Below are 17044 nucleotides of genomic sequence, written 5' to 3'. Positions count from 1 at the left end.
TGCATAAGCTGACCTTATGATTGATTACAAATTACTTGAAGCGCTTGCCACGGTTATCGAGACAGGCGGATTTGAGCGCGCCGGGGCTACGCTGGGGCTAAGCCAATCCGCTGTTTCCCAGCGGATCCGCACCCTTGAAATTCGCATTGGCCAACCGGTTCTGTTGCGCAGCCCGGTTCTGAGGGCCACACCTGCCGGGCAACAGTTACTCAACCATGTTCAACAGGTTCAGCTTCTTGAAAGGGACCTGGCAAAGTCGCTTCCCACTCTTTCAGAGCCAACCGCGCGGCTGCGCATCGCCTTGAATGCAGATAGCCTGGCAACCTGGTGGGCCGACGCAATAGGCCAGTTCTGCACCAGAGAAGACCTGTTGCTGGATATGGTCGTGGAAGATCAGGATATCGCTCTGCGCAGGATGCGGGAAGGGGATGTCGCCGCCTGCCTGTGCAGCAATCCTCAGCCCGCCGCTGGAGCCCGCTGCGTTCCCCTGGGCACCATGATCTATCTGCCTTTGGCCACACCCGCCTATAGGGCGCAACACTTCAACCAGGGTTTCAACGAACAAAGCCTGCAATCCGCACCCGCGATCATATTCGGGCCCAACGATCAATTACAGCACCGTTTTTTGGGCCAGAGCGGCTATCACGGCGCTTTTCCCTATCATCTCTGCCCTTCCTCCGAAGGTTTTGTAAGGCTGGCGCTGGCTGGCATGGGGTACGGTATGATTCCGGAGATTCAGGCCCGGCGGGAAATTGAGGCCGGGCAGCTGGTGAGCATTGCTCCCGGGCTATCTCTTGAGGTGAAACTTTACTGGCATTTCTGGCGCCACAGCGGTCGTGTCATGGACCGGCTAACAGCAGCATTGCAAGCGGCATCTGCCTAGCCTTTCCGATTCACACTTACACCAAACCACCCAGGAAACCGGAGCAGGAAGAACAGCGCCAGCATGTCGTAAACTCCGTGCCAGACCATCACCAGAAGCAGGCTATCGGTCACTGAGTAAGCTACACCCAGCACCAATCCCAGGCAGGTAGCCACTATAAAGTAGGTGAAAGAGGCATAATGCACCAAGCCAAACAATACAGAGGCCAGCAGTACGCCAGTTGCAGTATTGGTGTGTTCCACAAGCCAACCCTGTACCGCTCCCCGGAACAGCAACTCCTCCCCCACACCGGCAAAAACCGAGAGCAGAAAAAGAACAAACCAGGAATAGCCTGAGGCAAACCGGTGCAGCCCGCGCATTTGCTGGCCCAGGTTGTCCGGAAACAGGCCTGGAATCTGTGTAAGAATCAACAACGCTCCGTACGTGCATAAGGCACCCAGAACACCGAACAACACGCTTTGCAGAATGCCGGCGCCGAATAACTGCACCGGAATTTCTGCAACCAGGATTACCAGCAATCCCACTACCCCTATGCCACCCTGGAACGCCAGGGCAGCATAGGAGGACAGGCTTGCCCTGTGCCGTTTCGTCACCGCCAGTTACTTTTCAAAGAGGCTCTTCACGGGGAACAGGTCATCATACTGTGGTGCCTGCTTCTGGGCTTTCGCCTGGAAGGTTTTCATCATGTCGGTGGGGCGGAACATGCCGGCTTGCCAGGTTGCCATGTATTTCAGGCTGTCAGCCACTGTGTGATCACGGCTGTAGTTCAACATTTCCTTGCACCCCGTAACCGCCAGCGGTGAGTTGGCGGCAATCTGCGCGGCAATATCCATAACTCCGGCAAGCAACGATTCCTGGTCAGGATAAAGCGCATTCACAAAGCCCAGCCCTTTGGCCTCCTGCGCAGTGAACTTGCGGCCGGTATAGGCCAATTCACGCACAACGCCTTCCGGCATCAGCTTGGGCAAACGCTGCAGAGTGCCTACATCGGCGGTCATGCCCAGTTCGGTTTCCTTGATCGTGAAATACGCATCTTCGGTGCAGTAACGACTATCCGCCGCACACACCAAATCCAGTGCGCCACCTATACAACCTCCATGAATGGCGGCAAGCACTGGCAAGCGAACATTCTCGAGAGAGGTCAGAGTGTCCTGAAGCTGCATCACAACCCGGCGCAGATTCTCCGCCATTCTGCCGGGATCGCCACTCATCGGCACGGCTTTGGAATCTGTAAAAACGCCAAGGTCCATTCCGGCTGAAAAGTGCTTGCCCGTGGATGACACTACAATGACTCGGGCATCGGTGTTTGCTTCGATGTCCTGCATGCACTTGGGCAGTTCAAGCCAAAAGGCCTTGTTCATGGAGTTCAGTGCTTCCGGGCGTTTGAATTGCACATGAGCAATATTGTTCTCAACACTGACAGCAAAACTTTCGTAGGTGGATAGCTCAGACAAAGCAGAAACTCCTTTGTTAATTGATTATTAATTCAAATTGCTGACGCAAACATACCTCATGTTGCTGAAGATGTCGGGTTTATGCGTACAAGAAAGTCCTTTGCTTTTCATCGGCCAGCAGGTACAGTGGCCCTCGTTGGAAAGATTTAGCAAAGCACTTCATCAATATGACGCATTCCAGTAGTTGTACGTCCTGTTTTTGATCACGCCCGTTGTTTGTTTCCGCATACCGCTGACCAGCCATCAACACGATGATCTGGCGGCACATTAAATGATTGAAATCAGGATTATATTATGTCTACTGTTACCGGTACTGTTAAGTTTTTCAACGAAGCAAAAGGTTTTGGCTTTATCACTCGTGAAGGCGGCCCCGACGTATTTGTTCACTACAGCGCTATTCAGGGCGGCGGTTTTAAGACTCTGGCTGAAGGCCAGCAAGTTGACTTCACCGTGACTCAGGGCCAGAAAGGTCCTCAGGCTGAGAACGTTGTTGCTGTTTAATTAACAGTCAGCGTTTAAAAAAGGCGGCTTCGGCTGCCTTTTTTGTTGCCTGAAATTCCTCTGCCTCCACCTCGCTATCCCGCTTTATCACGACAACTCTTCCTCATGCTCTACACGGTTGCGTCCGCCAGCCTTACCGCGATATAACCCTCGATCCGCACGACTGATAGCAGATGCCAGATCGTCGTTTTCACAGACCTCGCTCACACCAACACTGACTGTTACATCAATCGACTCACCTGTAGCCTGTTTCCAGTCATGACTGCGAAGTGCAACCCTGATCCTGTCGGCGCTTGCCAGTGCACTTTCAATTTTGGTATCCGGAAGAATGACCAGAAACTCCTCGCCTCCCCAGCGTGCTGCAATGTCCTGGGACCTCAGCTGTGCCGGAATGACCTGCCCGATCTCAGCCAGAATTGTGTCACCTGTTTCATGGCCGTACCGGTCGTTGAATAACTTGAAGTGATCCACGTCGAGCAACATAAACGCAACAGGGTGCCCCACCCTGCGGAAACGGGCAATTTCATTTTCAGCCAGATCACTTCCGTGGCGACGATTAAACAGCCCGGTCAGCGAATCTACCGTAGCGAGCTTCTGGAGTTTGCGCTGCGCCGACACCACCATCTTCATATAAAAGAATGACAGGTAAGCAAGCATCGCCAACACAACACTAAGATTGAACAGGTGAACGCCGAGCAGGGCGCCCGATGGTATTGGCTGGAGAGGCTCCATGAACCACATAAGAATATCGAGCCCTACGTAGTAGGCCCAGATTACGACTATCAAAGAAATAATGGTGCCCAAGCGCACCGAACTGATACATACAGCCGGAATGAACATCAGCAGGTAGTAGTGAAAGCCACTTTCCCATCCGATCATCAGGGATCCTAACGCCGAGTGGACAATGACTTCTAGCCAGATGAGCGCAATCGCAAGGCGATTCTGCCTGCGTTTGATTGCATAGTACGCAGCCGTATACACAGCCACACTGGCAACGTTTATCCACGCCAGAACCGGCGATCCGAGGAAAAGAAACAGGAAGAAAAAAGAAATATCAATCGTCGCCGCAAGCTGACACACCCGGCGGACAACTTTCCAGAACTTCATGCCTCGCTCGCGCCGCGATGCGGACTTCACAGCATCACTGTGGTCAGACATAAGCTGCAAAATCCCTAACTATTGAATGATCAGTTCGGCCTCAGTTTTCCCCGTGAAACCTCTGGCAAACACTCTTAACGCTTTGAGCTTGGACTTACTCTTATTAACACATGACTTTAGCACACAAATGAATCCGCACTCACTTTTTGGATAGCGGCGTGTGCTGTCCATATCAGCAGACAGATTACGTAAAACATGCATTGACACTCCCGCAAACTCGTCATAACATCCATTTAAAATGAATCTTAAAGTGCACCAAACAGGAAATATCAAATGACACAGCTATTCGAAGAAGTGACCAGCCCGAACAACGGCGCTAACACGAACGCAGATCAACTCAAAGACGGTGCTGTTGCGCAAACTGCTAACGCAGTCGAAAGCACAGAAAAAAATACTGAAAAGAAAGGCAAGCACGGGGACCCGGGCGTTTGCTGTGGTGGCTGCTCGTAAGCTAGCAGCAAATAGCGTAATCACCGGTGACGTTTCTGATGCATGCGCGGCTTGCCCGAAACGCCACCGGGTTTCTCCCTAAACCTGGTTCAATGCTCCATTCCGTGTCCTGAATGGTCCATTTCCGTATCTTTCGTGTCAGCGTCCAGCGACTGCACGCTTAGCTCGACCTCAATCACTTCTGCGCCTTCAAACTGCAGCGTAAGAGGAATGCTCTCTCCCTCTTTCAGCGGCGCCGTCAGCTTTTCCAGCATCAGATGATAGCTGAGAGGCTTGAGTTCAACATGCTTCCCAGCCGGTATGGTCAGCCCGCTCTCAAGCGATTGCATGCGCATCACACCGTCTTTCATAAGGGTTTCATGAATTGACACATGATTCGCTCGAGGCGTATTAGCGCTCACCAATTTGATATCGTTGTCGCCATGGTTGCTGATGACCAAATAGCCCACACCCATAGAGGTGCCCGGCGGCGTTGGTCGACTCCATGGGTGCCCTATTTCAATATCTCCCACAGAATACTCGTGAGCCATGACAGCATTGACAAAGACCGATGCGATCAATGCGCTACTGACATACAACAATGTAATTAGTTTTCTCATGATGTCTCGCGTCGCTACTGTTGAACTGAAAGTGACTAATGTCAGGAGTGAAGGTAATAACGTTCACAGTGTTGCTTTCCGCTCAGCCAAGCGCAAGAAATACGGTGCGGCGAATGGTCGCAGCGAGCGAGACTGAGCCCGAGACTTTGGGCATCAAGCTTTCTTGACGAACTCGGATTTCAGCTTCATGGCGCCAATGCCATCAATCTTGCAATCGATATCGTGATCGCCCTCAACAAGGCGAATACTCTTCACCTTGGTACCCACTTTTACGACTGAGCTGGAACCCTTAACCTTCAGATCCTTGATGACGGTCACCGCATCACCATCCTGAAGTTCATTACCGTGAGCATCACGTACAACCTTACCCTCTGCAGCAGCGGCCGACTCGGCCTCGGTCCACTCGTGGGCACACTCAGGGCAAACGAACTGAATACCATCTTCATAGGTGAATTCAGAAGCACATTTGGGACAAGGGGGAAGTTGAGACATTGGAGTTTCCTGTTGGTTGAATTTACAGGGATTATACCACCTGGAATATTTCTATTCTGGCGGTGTGGTTTGGCACCCTCTTCCACGCCTGATGCTACAACAGGTAAACTCCCCTGCATCATTCAACCGCTATAAAAATCCGCTTATAAGGAATACGCCATGGCAATCTGGGTCGACGCCGACGCCTGCCCCGTGCCCATCCGGGAAATTCTCTGCCGCGCAGCCACCCGCTGGCAAGTGCAGACAACGTTTATTGCCAACCACGTGATCAAGCTGCCGCCCAGCCCATATATCAAAGCGAGGCAGGTAATGCAGGGTTTCGATGTGGCGGATAACGAGATTATGGATCAGCTCAGTGCAGGTGATCTGGTGATCACCCAGGACATACCGTTAGCAGCTGAAGCCATTGAGAAAGGGGCAGATGTGTTTAATCCAAGGGGCCAGGCTTTCACAAAGGAAAACATCCGCCAGCGCCTGGCTATGCGGAACTTCATGGAAGAGATGCGTAATGCCGGGCAGGTTACCGGGGGCGCAGCACCATTCAGTCAGACCGACCGAAAAGAGTTCGCAGACAAACTGGACAGCTGGTTACAGCGCAACCGCAAGGCCGATAACAACTAGCGCAGCAAACAGGCCAGCACCGGCCGCAATTTTTAGCCCTTCCATCATTTCCTGCTCTGCCGTCATGGCTGTATATCCCTGTGCTTATGGTGTAAACAGATCCTGTGAGGATTATTTGTGCTGCATGTACAAGCACAAAAACATATTAATGATATTGATTATCATTTGCAACTCTCGGAGGGCAACTCATGCGCCTTATACAACCCCTGATACCGATGGGCGGCTTGCTACTGCTTTTCCTCCCCTTCGCCGTGGCAGCCCAGTCATTTGCAAGTAATGACGCTCAATTCAGCCTGAAAACCGTTGCTGATGGCCTCGAACACCCGTGGAGCCTGGCCTTTCTCCCCGATGGATCCATGCTCGTTACGGAAAGAGCGGGCCGCCTGAGGCTCATCGAGAACGGAACGCTAAGGCCCCAAGCCATTCCTGGGCTTCCATCACTTGTAGTGTCCGGCCAGGGCGGACTACTCGATGTCGTTCTGCACCCGGAGTTTGTCGACAATAAAACACTCTTCCTCAGCTATGCGCATCGCTCCAGCCAGGGAATGACGACTCGCGTAGCCCGCGGGATTTTTGAAGGAGAGCGTCTGAAAGATGTCACAACCATCTTCGAAGCGCTCCCTCGCTCCAATACGTCCCGTCACTTTGGTGGGCGCATGGTATTCGATGCATCCGGCCACCTTTACGTATCCGTTGGTGACCGCGGCGAGATGGATCGGGCCCAAGATACCCGGGACGACGCCGGCGGCGTCCATCGCATTTCGGTGAATGGCGAACCGGCTCCCGGCAACCCAGGGCTTGATGACCCAAACATTAATAACACCTTTTTCACCTGGGGAAACCGCAATATCCAGGGCATGACCCTGCATCCTGAAACCGGAGAACTCTGGACTCACGAGCATGGCCCGCGTGGGGGCGATGAGATAAACATCCTGAAAGCCGGCACCAATTACGGATGGCCTGAAATCACTTACGGTATTGGCTACTCCGGACTTCCAATAACCTTTAATACCGAAAAAGAGGGCATGGCTCAGCCCTTGCACTATTGGGACCCATCCATCGCCCCCTCAGGCATGGCGTTTTACACCGGCACCGACTTCCCTCAGTGGCAAGGCAGCCTGTTCGTAGGGGCGCTCAAGCTACGCAAACTGGTTCGGCTGGAAATCGAAAATGGACAGGTAGTCGAGGAGGAAGATTTGCTCACCAGCCTGAACGAACGTATTCGTGACGTTCGTTCAGGGCCAGATGGCAGCCTTTGGTTGCTGACGGATTCGTCCCAAGGGAAAGTCTACCGGGTTGTGCCCGCTCAGTGAGGATCGCCGGTACGTTCGGTTTTTTCATACTGAGGCAGATCATCAGTAATTTCAAACCAGCCCGACTTTGAGCCAGTGTAGACATGCTGCACCCGCCCCTTTTCTATGGGTTCGTTGATAGTGCCCACACGCAGGCGAAGAATGCCGGGAATCGCATCTACGCGGCTGTATAATTGGCCGCCACAGCGGCTGCAAAAAGCCCGGTATTTTCCGGGACGCGACTCATATTCCGTAAGTTGAGGCTCTCCGGACAAAAACCGGAAACGCACCTTTTGCACCGGCGAACTGGCCGAAAATGCACTGCCATGGGCCCGCCTGCATTGACTGCAATGGCACAGGGACAGCGGCCCCAAAGGGCCGTCGTATTCAAACGTAACATCGCCGCACAGGCACTGGCCGGTATACATAGGCATCCTGACAATCGTTTAATGAGCGCATTAATGGCTTGCTATGATACCTGCCTTGCTGCCCATGAAACAGAGTTGCCGCCCAGGGTGGCCAACTGGAATAGCCATCTATCTTTTATCGCTGTCCATACTGCGCATTCAGGTAGTCCAGTATGCGAGCAGATTCAAACAGCCCTTCGCCGGTATTCGGATCTTCAAGGTAAGGCACCTGTACCCGGCCGTGAGCCTTGAAAAACGCATCTCTTTTGCCACCCGGAATTGGCGTATAGGGCCCAGGCTTGATTCGCTGTGCAGCCGGACCAATTTCAGTCCAGTGCTCCTTGCCCAGATTGTGCAGAGTGTAGGGAATTTCCAGCTCACACAATTTCTCTCGCACCAGGCGGGAGAATGGACTGCCTTCAAAGCTCCATAAATGCAGCGGTTGCTCCGGCTGTTTTCCGGCGTTGGCTCGCAGGCCTCTCATGGCGCTTGCAACGGAAGCCATGGAACCAAGAACCGGCTGCCAGACCCGTTCACGGTAGTATCCGGGTACCGAACGACCAGCATATTGGCGAAACAGGTACTCGATGATGGCTTCCGACTCGTACATTACGGTATCGGTGTTCTGGTCAACCAACAGGGGGAACTGCTGTTTTCCACCGATCGCTTCTGCGTGCTTGCGGAATACGCGGCCACCCTTGGGGCAAGGCCGAATGTCCGCATCAAGGTTGAGGGCTGTCAATGCTTCGCGAACGCGCCGACAGTATGGACACCCCTCCATATCGTAAAGCACCAGAGCTTGCTCCGGCTGGGGTACGGCCTTTACCACGAGACACCCACGCCAGGCTGTGAACGATGAGGTAGCCACAGACCCCAGTACCTTTGCATGGTGAGCCAGCACATTAGCCATAGATCCATCCTTTTGTTGAAAACACCGTCATTATCACCAAACATGCCACTATTACATTGGCCAACACTACCACCAGATACTGACCGCAACGCAACTTACACCCCGTGACAAACCCCAATACAAACAACCAGTCTACTGGCATTTATTAACGTCATGTAGAGGTTTTCTGCATAGTACATTTACCAAAGATGGGCTATTGTTTAATCAGCGAACCTCTCCGCACATTTTATCGCGTGGCCATTAGGATGATTTCAGGTATGCCGCATACAAACAACGCAGGAATAGTCACTCGTCGGCCAAAGCGTCCTGCCTTGGTTCTGGCCGCGGCGCTTACCTTGACTTCAGCTTTGGCAAACCTGCCATCAGCACTGGCTGCTGACAGTGACGACACCAGCTACAGCGACAACCGCCTCTGGGCCAGCCAGATGAGGGATTTCGCCATGAAGTCCCTCAACAGTGACGATGCTTTGAGCATGGCCGCAGTTCCGCTGAACGGCCCCGGACTTGATCAAAACATCAACGCCGACGTGCCCATGAGCCCTGGCTCCATCATGAAGGTCGTCACAACTTACGCAGCTTTAGAAATCCTTGGTCCCACGCATCACTGGGATACCGATTTTCTGACTGATGGGCAAATGGTTGGCGATACTCTTAAAGGCAATCTTTATGTGCGCTTCGGTGGCGATCCGAAACTCACCTTCGAACGACTTTGGACAACCCTGCGGGAACTCCGTGACATGGGGATCAACCACATTGATGGCGATCTGGTGCTGGATGGCAGCTATTTCAAAATTGATGGTGGCTTCCCTACCTTTACAGACAATGGCGACAACCCTCACGCGCCGTTTCTGGTTGAGCCGTCTGCCTACTTAACCAACCTCAACCTCATACACTTCCAGATTCGAGCCGATGAGCGCGGCACCCAAGCCTGGAGCACACCCGCTCTTGGCGAAGTTGTTATCGACAACAGGGTGACTGCAGTAGCCGAAGGGCCCTGCCCATCACGCCGCAGCTTTGACTGGGAACCAGTAGCGCAGGCAGGCGGGAAGGTAACTGTGCGGGTAACAGGTGAGTTGCCCCAGGGGTGCCGCACCACCACTTATTTGTCGCTGCTGCCACACGAGCAATACAGCGCCTCACTGATTCGCAGCCTTCTTTCCGAAATGGGTATTATTGTGTCTGGTGGAAACCAGACCGGACTAACCCCGGAAACCGCCCGGCTGGTTATGAAAACCACCTCGCCAGACTTGGTTACCATGGTGCGGGACATCAACAAATGGAGCAGCAACGTGATGGCCCGGCAACTGTTGCTGACCATCGGCGCTCAAAACCGACTGGGCCATGAAGACGACGACCGGGTAGCCGGCATTCGCGTTATTTATGACTGGCTGGACAAGAAAGGCATCGATACCAGTGGCATGGTGATCGACAATGGCGCAGGGCTTACACGCCACGGCAGGATTACCGCCAGACAAGGCGCCAAAATCCTTCAGCACGCCTGGAACAGCCCCTACTCTTCCGACCTCATGGCCTCCATGCCGATTATCGCAATGGATGGAACCATGGCTCGCCGTCTGCGAAATACGGGCATGGATGGCGAAGGCCGCATTAAAACCGGTTACCTGGAGAACGTTCGATCTATCGCGGGTTTTACACGGGATGAAAACAATACAACCTGGGCGGTTGTGGGCATGGTGAATAACGATCCAGCCTGGAATGGCCAGGCTGTCCTGGACCGGATTCTTTACTCTCTGCACTTCCGGCCACCTACGGGGACTGCGCTTTCTCGGATGGATTCAGGCCAACCCCGCACGTCTGTTCAATAAAAAAAGCCCCGGAAAACCGGGGCTTTTCTTTACTAATACTCGCCAATTAATTTCACACTGGACCGGCAAAATCATCGAGTAGTGTCAAACCCGCTGTATTGTCACTGTCTTCCGGTGCAAGGCGCGCGATGGCTGTGTAAACACCACCATTGGAAAGAGTAACACTGCCGGTTTTCAACAGTTCATTACCACTCTGATCCGTAATGAACACAACATACTCCCCCTCAGGCACCGCAAGGTATCCAGTGTTACTCTTAAATTCAAAGTCATTCAAGGTGGGATCGTTTACCTCTGAGTTCAAAACAGTCGCCGTCGCTCCGCCTTCAGCTGTTGGCACCAGATACACGTCTACAGTCCCAGCTTCAACAGCACCGTGTACAACGCGCAGAGAAGCCTGAGTGGCGATACTGCGAACACTGTCTACCAACACTAATGGTTCAATTGCAGCAAGAACATTCACCGCAACAACGGTTTTAGCAGAAGCCTGGCCGAACTCAACATCCGCATCGATTACAGCAGATTCCGGAACTGCACTGGTCGCAGGGGATACCTTGAGATTACGAGTTCCATTGGGAATAATTGCATAACTGTTAATGGCAGCACCCGGCGCGACGTTCGGGAACGTCAAGCTGGGTATCGCAACGCTGTCGTCTACCAGAACAGCAACTGCCGGAGCATCCGCGGAGTTATGCACAACCCTGACGCCCGCTTTCTGGTTCTCGTCATACAGTTCCAGGACCTCGCCTTTGCTAGTAACCGCAATCAGGCTGATAGGACTGTTAGAAGCACCCTCCGTTGTCGCTGGGCTGGTATTATCGACGGCACCCACTAACAGATCCGATCCGGCAACCAGTGAAACCACGCCACTGTTATAAACGACTGTTGGAGTGTCCCCGGGAATTGCAACGCGAATCCTGTAGTCGCCGGCAGGAACTTCAATCGGATCCTGCACGCCCTTGAACTCAAAGCTGAATGAAAGAACGCCGTCGTCACTAAGCTCAGCATCTGGGACAGACACGTATACTTCAACGGGCCCGTTTACAGCAGCCTGAGCAGCCGGAGACAAATGGGCAACGCGCAAACGAACCAGATCCGCATCCGTTAAGGCGCCATCGTCGGCCAGGATAAGAGGCTCAATGGTTGCCAAATTTCCAACTGCAATCACGTCGTAATTGAAGCCTTCCTCAAGGGTGACGTCGGCAGGACCAATAACGGGTGTAGTAGCGCCGCCAGGGAGAATACCCTCGACGGTCAGTGAATAACTTCCAACTGCAGGAGAAATAACGGCTGCCTGCTTGAAATCAGCACCTGAAACCGCAGTTTGCCCATCAACCAAAACATTTACAGGAGGCGCATCGGAAACAGCATGCAGCACCCTCACCTTCGAAGTAGGCTCCTTCACCACCGGATCATTGTCATTATTACTGCAGCCAACCAGCATCACGCTGCCAGCTAAAGCCATTGTCAGTGCAACTTTTGTTTTCATTGTCTCTTAACCTCTATTCCAAAGATAACAACCGGAATCAATTAGTTCGAACATGCACTAGTTCAGCTCCTGACATGCACGTAAAACTAACTTACGGGAGGACAATAAAAACAGATTATAAAATTTTACATTTCAGTTTACAGGTGTTCGCTTGTCTTCATTGCCGGGTCGCCCCAAAGTCATTTCCGTAAGTTTCACCGCTAGGGGCGCAATGAAGGTTACCAATGGAAATGCGACGGCCCATGCCACTAAAAAGGCCGGGATCCAGCGATACATAAAAGCGCTATCCATCCCTGTGTTGATGAAGGTGATTACGCCAGACATCAATAGTGACATCATTCCAGACATATAAAACCCGAACACTAATTGTCGCAAACGGGCGGGTTTAATTCGGCTCATGAACTCTCCTGATCTGGGCACAGGCCTTCTGATGGTCACATCTGAAAACCCCGGAATGTCGTAGACTGTGTATACGAAAGCAAGCCATAGTAGTGAGCTTGCGATCATTTTTCGATAGGCTTTTTTACCGAGCAAGGCGCCTTATGGATCAGTATGGGTATTTATCCAAAGTACACAGCATACGATCGGCAGCATTCCTGCTTGTTATCATGCTGTTTATTTCAGGATGCAGCTCAACCCGGCTTGCATACCGTTACGCCGATTGGGGCATTGTATGGTGGGTTGAGGATTTCGTTTCGCTCTCTCAGACTCAGGAGCAGCAGCTAGATGACGATATTGAGAGTTTGAAACGATGGCACTGTAGCTCCGAGTTGCCGCGTTACAGAGCTTGGCTGAGCAGTATCGAGAGCGACCTTGCGTCAGGTAAACCAACCCCTGAGGCAGTCAGCCGTCTTCAAAACCAGATTGCAGGCTTCTTCCCGCCTTTGATGCAAAAAATCACACCCGTTGCCATTAACCTGCTCTCCAGTTTAAGTGATGAGCAGGTCCGCGAATTGGCGGGCAACATGGAAGAAAATCATCGAGAACTGGAAGGGGAATTTCTGGAGGGTGATGCCGAAACAATTGCACAAGCGCGAGCGGAGCGCACAGAAGAGCGAGCCGAGCGGTGGCTGGGCAGCCTGAACGCCACTCAGAAGAGCCTCATAAAAAACTGGTCGGAAAGCCGGAAAGGACAGACAGAAATCTGGTTGGCGGGCCGTCGCAATTGGCAAAAAGCCCTGCTGAATGCCCTTGAGAATCGCAATGATCCTGATTTTGACGCAACAGTCACCGAACTGATCAACAACCCGGAAGCAGGTCGCGGCGATGCCTATGCACAGAGGATCGACGAAAGCATGGCGGCCATGAGTTCATTGATTCAGCAACTGTTACAGGCAAGCGACGCTTCACATCTCGACCATCTGGCACGCCAGGTATCGGAATTGCGCGGCGACTTCAAAGCCCTTACCTGTGTCTCTGGCTCTGAGGTCGCATCGCACATTTACAAATGATCAGACCGTTAAGTAACCACCATCCACATTAATGCAGGCACCCGTCGTATAGCTGGATGCACCTGAGGCCAGGTACAACACAGTGCCGGCCATCTCATCCGGGTCGGCAATACGCTTTACAGGAATGTGCGCCATCGCCTGCTTTTTAATCGCTTCATTGGTGGTCAGTGCACTGGCAAATTTTGTATCTGTGAGCCCTGGCAAGAGCGCATTAACGCGAACATTCTGCTGCCCCAACTCGGTCGCGAAGGATTTGGTCATGGAGATTACCGCCGCTTTGGTAATCGAATAGATGCCCTGGTAATGGCCAGGGTTCACACCATTAATCGACGCCACGTTAACAATCGAGCCACCGCCGTGCTTCTTCATCAATTGCGCACCACGGGCACACATGAAGAAGTAACCGCGGATGTTTACATCGACGGTTTTCTGGAAGGCACCCAGATCTGTATCCTCAACCGGGCCGAAGTACGGGTTGGCTGCGGCGTTGTTTACCAGAATATCCAGCTTGCCGTGCTCTTTTTCGATGTGGGCCCAGATCGCTTCTATCTGATCCATCTCGCCAATATGGCAAGCATAGGCTTCAGCGCTACCGCCCGCTTCCCGAATACTGCTGGCGACGGCTTCACAGCCGTCAATCTTGCGGCTGGTCACAATCACGTGAGCGCCATAATCCGCCAGCGTGCGGGCAATGCTCTCGCCAATGCCACGGCTGGCACCAGTAATCAGGGCAATCTTTCCAGTCAGATCAAACAGGTCTTTCTTGCTCATTCGTTCACCTCAATTCGTTATCGGAAGGTCACCAGGGCGGGATCTTCCGCTTCCAGATGACTGTAATTATTGAAAACAGACAGGCTGCGACGACCCGTGGAGTAGAGCACACGGGTAACGCTGGTGTTAGCGATGACTTCGTTCAGCCCTAATGTCCGTTCATCGCTCAGGCTCAAAAGGTGCTGGCACATAACGGCGATGGGGCCGCCGGATGTGGACACCAAAACATCACCGCCGCCTGCGTACTCGATCATTTCATCAAAGGCCGAGAGAACCCGGGTTTTGAACTCCGTCCAGGTCTCATCGTATTCTGCATCGTGTATACCAGATGCCCAGCGGCGTACTGCTTCTACAAATGCCTTCTGAAAGGCTGCTGCCGGTTTCGGGAAAGCTGCCAGATCCCTCGCCATCACCTGCCGGTCACGCCATTGGGGCCGGTATGCGTTTACGATGAACTCGTGATCAAACTCGTTAAAGCCCAGAGCAACCTGCATATCCGGCAGCTCTGCACCATACCCGGTTGCAATGGCTTCTACGGTTTCCCGGTGACGCTGCAAGTCGCCGCCAAAAATCGCAGCCGGTTCAATTTTATCGGCGATCCACCGGCCAAGCACCTTGCCCTGCTCCCAACCCTTTTTGGAAAGCTGGTCGTAATTTTCTTTACCAAAACTGGCCTGGCCATGGCGCACAAGGTACACCGTAGCCATTACAAAGAGCTCTCCGCGATCAAACGTTTACACCGTTTTTCAAGGCTATTGGCTGCGTGGCCGAATATGGCAAAGCGTTTGTCACTGGTCTGGCCATGATAGAAACGGTAATAGATCTGTTGCACGATCACCGCCAAACGGAACAGCCCGTAAATCTCGTAAAAGTCGAAGTTATCTGCGTGAAAACCGGACTTCTCCATGTAGTACTCAACCACTTCCTTACGAGTAAGCATTCCGGGGCGATGCGTAGGTTGGCGACGAAGCATCTTGAAGGATTCATCGTCATCCGCCTCTATCCAGTATGCGAGCGTATTGCCCAGATCCATCAGCGGGTCACCAATGGTGGCCATTTCCCAATCCAGCACCCCGATCACTTCAAAGGGGTTTTCGGGGTTTAACACAACGTTGTCGAAGCGGTAGTCGTTGTGAATCACAACCTGGGCCACATCGTTTGGCATTTTTTCGTTGAGCCAGGCCATCACCTCCTCAAAATCGCCAACGTCGTCCGTGCGAGCTTTGCGGAAACGATCGCTCCAGCCGCCTATCTGGCGCTGAACATAGCCTTCGCCTTTGCCCAGGGAATCCAGGCCAGCGGCCTTGGCGTCAACCCGGTGCAAGTCCACCATCTTGTCGATGACGCTCAGGCACAGCTTGCGGGTATCGGCTTCGTCCATTTCAAGGTCTTTAGGGAAGTCCTGGCGCAGAATGATGCCTTTCAGGCGTTCCATCACGTAGAAATCGCAACCCAGCACATCGTGGTCGTCGCAAATGGCAATGATGTTGGGCACATAAGGGTACACAGGCTTCAGCGCCTGCATCACTCTGGCTTCACGCAGCATGTCGTGGGCGGATTTCGCAATTTTGCCGAAGGGTGGGCGGCGCAAAACAAATGAACGGTCGCCGTAGTCCACCTGATACGTCAGGTTGGAAGCACCACCCGGGTATTGGCGGATCGTCGGCTCGCCGGTCAGGTCCGGGATGGCACCTTTCATGAAGCGGTCTACTGCGGATAGATCCAGCTCTTCGCCTTCGCGGATATCTGCTGCCTGGTCAATCTGGGTCATTCATCACTCTCCTTTTTTCCCGTGCGCTAATCAGGCTTTGGCCTTGTTGCCCATCTTCTTCATCCAGCGCTTGCTCTCTTCGTACATCAGTTTGTCGAACACTGCTGGGGCGTAACGCTTAAGTATCCACAAGCGGCGCTCTTTCACGTGGGGAAGCACCCAGAAATCTTTTTTCTTCACTGAACGCACTATGTCGTCGGCAACCTGATCTGCCGTAATGGTCGAGCGCTTCATCAGCTTGTTCACGTTCTGCTGAATGCCGGGAATGTCCGAGCGCATGCTTTGCGTGAGGTTGGTCTGGAAAAATGCCGGGCACACGCAGCTCACGTGGATGCCATCACCCCGTAGTTCCTGGCGCAGGGTTTCGGACAGCGCAATGACGCCGGCTTTAGACACATTGTAGCTGTCCATGAGGGGCGCGAGCATAAGGCCTGCCATGGAGGCTATGTTTACGAAGGTGCCGGAGCCTTGCTTCTTGAACTGGGGCGCGAATGCCTTACAGCCCCGCACGACACCCAGCACGTTGATATCTATGATCCATTCCCAGTCGGCCATGGTGGTGTCTTCAATGGAGCCGGCAGAGGCCACGCCAGCGTTGTTCACCACCACGTCTACTCCGCCCCACTTTTCGGTGAGATCAGCGCAGATTTTTTCGATATCTGTCAGGCGCCGAACGTCGCACTCCACAAAGTAGCCTTGGCCACCGGCATTGTTAATTTCCTGCTCAACACCTACGCCCTGCTCGGGGTTGATGTCACCGATACAGACCTTGGCGCCTTCTCTGGCATAACGCAGTGCAATGGCTCGGCCAAGGCCGCTTGCGCCGCCTGTTACGAATACTCTTTGTGTCATGGGTTTGTCCGTTATTTTTTGGATTTCTGGCAACCTGACTCAGAGTCAGACAGGAGTGGGCGGGGCCGGCTTTCTGAAACTGTGCGGAGCCATGGATGGCGGAGCCAAGCGTACATGGAC

At 53.1% G+C, this 17044-nt stretch carries 20 protein-coding genes; 7 read left to right on the top strand and 13 right to left on the bottom strand.

The window, feature by feature from the left end; genetic code table 11:
• Positions 1-16: 16 nt before the first annotated feature.
• Entirely contained in the window at positions 17-883 is an 867-nt protein-coding gene (locus tag RG807_RS16710; protein ID WP_309045898.1) for a LysR family transcriptional regulator ArgP, read from the top strand.
• Here RG807_RS16710 and RG807_RS16705 read toward each other — a convergent pair.
• Positions 880-1476 carry a CPBP family intramembrane glutamic endopeptidase gene (locus RG807_RS16705; protein WP_309045897.1) on the bottom strand — a complete coding sequence of 199 codons (597 nt, stop codon included), beginning with the start codon at positions 1474-1476 and terminating at the stop codon, positions 880-882. The genes RG807_RS16710 and RG807_RS16705 overlap by 4 nt on opposite strands.
• Before the next feature lie 6 nt (positions 1477-1482).
• A complete protein-coding gene (locus RG807_RS16700) occupies positions 1483-2337 on the bottom strand; it encodes a crotonase/enoyl-CoA hydratase family protein (RefSeq protein ID WP_309045896.1) in 855 nt (284 codons plus the stop codon).
• 294 nt (positions 2338-2631) lie between these two features.
• On the opposite strand from RG807_RS16700, the gene RG807_RS16695 reads away from it, so the two are divergent.
• On the top strand, positions 2632-2838 hold the full coding sequence (locus tag RG807_RS16695) for a cold-shock protein (RefSeq protein ID WP_071266268.1): 207 nt from the start codon (positions 2632-2634) through the stop codon (positions 2836-2838).
• Between the two features lie 87 nt (positions 2839-2925).
• Here RG807_RS16695 and RG807_RS16690 read toward each other — a convergent pair whose 3' ends face one another.
• Entirely contained in the window at positions 2926-3996 is a 1071-nt protein-coding gene (locus RG807_RS16690) for a GGDEF domain-containing protein (RefSeq protein ID WP_309045895.1), read from the bottom strand.
• A gap of 273 nt (positions 3997-4269) precedes the next feature.
• Here RG807_RS16690 and RG807_RS16685 point away from each other — a divergent pair, with 273 nt between their 5' ends.
• Positions 4270-4446 (top strand): CCGSCS motif protein, encoded by a 177-nt coding sequence (locus RG807_RS16685; protein WP_309045894.1) that lies wholly within the window; start codon positions 4270-4272, stop codon positions 4444-4446.
• A gap of 89 nt (positions 4447-4535) precedes the next feature.
• Here the strand turns inward: RG807_RS16685 and RG807_RS16680 are convergent, their stop codons facing one another.
• Both RG807_RS16680 and RG807_RS16675 read right to left on the bottom strand, forming a co-directional pair.
• Positions 4536-5045 (bottom strand): copper chaperone PCu(A)C, encoded by a 510-nt coding sequence (locus tag RG807_RS16680; protein WP_309045893.1) that lies wholly within the window; start codon positions 5043-5045, stop codon positions 4536-4538.
• A 153-nt stretch (positions 5046-5198) separates the two neighbouring features.
• The gene (locus RG807_RS16675) at positions 5199-5537 is read right to left on the bottom strand and encodes a zinc ribbon domain-containing protein YjdM (protein ID WP_309045892.1); all 339 of its coding nucleotides are present in this window, start codon (positions 5535-5537) and stop codon (positions 5199-5201) included.
• 159 nt (positions 5538-5696) lie between these two features.
• On the opposite strand from RG807_RS16675, the gene RG807_RS16670 reads away from it, so the two are divergent.
• Together RG807_RS16670 and RG807_RS16665 are read left to right on the top strand one after the other, a co-directional pair.
• Positions 5697-6158 carry a YaiI/YqxD family protein gene (locus tag RG807_RS16670; RefSeq protein WP_309045891.1) on the top strand — a complete coding sequence of 154 codons (462 nt, stop codon included), beginning with the start codon at positions 5697-5699 and terminating at the stop codon, positions 6156-6158.
• Between the two features lie 188 nt (positions 6159-6346).
• A complete protein-coding gene (locus RG807_RS16665) occupies positions 6347-7471 on the top strand; it encodes a PQQ-dependent sugar dehydrogenase (RefSeq protein WP_309045890.1) in 1125 nt (374 codons plus the stop codon).
• Here the strand turns inward: RG807_RS16665 and RG807_RS16660 are convergent.
• Together RG807_RS16660 and RG807_RS16655 are read right to left on the bottom strand one after the other, a co-directional pair.
• Positions 7465-7878, bottom strand: coding sequence for a GFA family protein (locus tag RG807_RS16660; protein ID WP_309045925.1), 414 nt, complete (start codon positions 7876-7878; stop codon positions 7465-7467). The genes RG807_RS16665 and RG807_RS16660 overlap by 7 nt on opposite strands.
• A gap of 115 nt (positions 7879-7993) precedes the next feature.
• Positions 7994-8767 carry a glutathione S-transferase N-terminal domain-containing protein gene (locus tag RG807_RS16655; protein ID WP_309045889.1) on the bottom strand — a complete coding sequence of 258 codons (774 nt, stop codon included), beginning with the start codon at positions 8765-8767 and terminating at the stop codon, positions 7994-7996.
• Positions 8768-9024: 257 nt separating this feature from the next.
• Here RG807_RS16655 and dacB point away from each other — a divergent pair, with 257 nt between their 5' ends.
• Complete coding sequence (gene dacB, locus RG807_RS16650; RefSeq protein WP_309045888.1) at positions 9025-10593, top strand: D-alanyl-D-alanine carboxypeptidase/D-alanyl-D-alanine endopeptidase; 1569 nt, start codon at positions 9025-9027, stop codon at positions 10591-10593.
• 52 nt (positions 10594-10645) lie between these two features.
• Here dacB and RG807_RS16645 read toward each other — a convergent pair whose 3' ends face one another.
• Positions 10646-12079 (bottom strand): DUF4397 domain-containing protein, encoded by a 1434-nt coding sequence (locus RG807_RS16645; RefSeq protein WP_309045887.1) that lies wholly within the window; start codon positions 12077-12079, stop codon positions 10646-10648.
• 132 nt (positions 12080-12211) lie between these two features.
• Positions 12212-12478, bottom strand: a complete 267-nt coding sequence (locus RG807_RS16640) for a DUF2798 domain-containing protein (protein ID WP_309045886.1) — start codon at positions 12476-12478, stop codon at positions 12212-12214.
• Positions 12479-12621: 143 nt separating this feature from the next.
• On the opposite strand from RG807_RS16640, the gene RG807_RS16635 reads away from it, so the two are divergent.
• Positions 12622-13530 (top strand): DUF6279 family lipoprotein, encoded by a 909-nt coding sequence (locus tag RG807_RS16635; RefSeq protein ID WP_309045885.1) that lies wholly within the window; start codon positions 12622-12624, stop codon positions 13528-13530.
• On the opposite strand, the gene RG807_RS16630 is transcribed toward RG807_RS16635, so the two are convergent.
• The 4 genes from RG807_RS16630 to RG807_RS16615 are packed head-to-tail and all read right to left on the bottom strand — an operon-like array spanning position 13531 to position 16924.
• Positions 13531-14301 (bottom strand): SDR family oxidoreductase, encoded by a 771-nt coding sequence (locus tag RG807_RS16630; protein WP_309045884.1) that lies wholly within the window; start codon positions 14299-14301, stop codon positions 13531-13533.
• Positions 14302-14318: 17 nt separating this feature from the next.
• Positions 14319-15008: a histidine phosphatase family protein gene (locus tag RG807_RS16625; protein WP_309045883.1), complete on the bottom strand. Its 690-nt coding sequence runs from the start codon at positions 15006-15008 to the stop codon at positions 14319-14321.
• Complete coding sequence (locus RG807_RS16620) at positions 15008-16072, bottom strand: phosphotransferase family protein (RefSeq protein ID WP_309045882.1); 1065 nt, start codon at positions 16070-16072, stop codon at positions 15008-15010. The genes RG807_RS16625 and RG807_RS16620 overlap by 1 nt, the downstream gene beginning before the upstream one ends.
• A 30-nt stretch (positions 16073-16102) precedes the next feature.
• On the bottom strand, positions 16103-16924 hold the full coding sequence (locus tag RG807_RS16615) for an SDR family oxidoreductase (RefSeq protein WP_309045881.1): 822 nt from the start codon (positions 16922-16924) through the stop codon (positions 16103-16105).
• Positions 16925-17044 lie beyond the last annotated feature (120 nt).

It is taken from the genome of Marinobacter sediminicola (assembly GCF_031157525.1).
GTDB classification, from domain to species: Bacteria; Pseudomonadota; Gammaproteobacteria; order Pseudomonadales; family Oleiphilaceae; genus Marinobacter; species Marinobacter sediminicola.
This window is presented reverse-complemented; position numbering and strand designations above follow the sequence as displayed.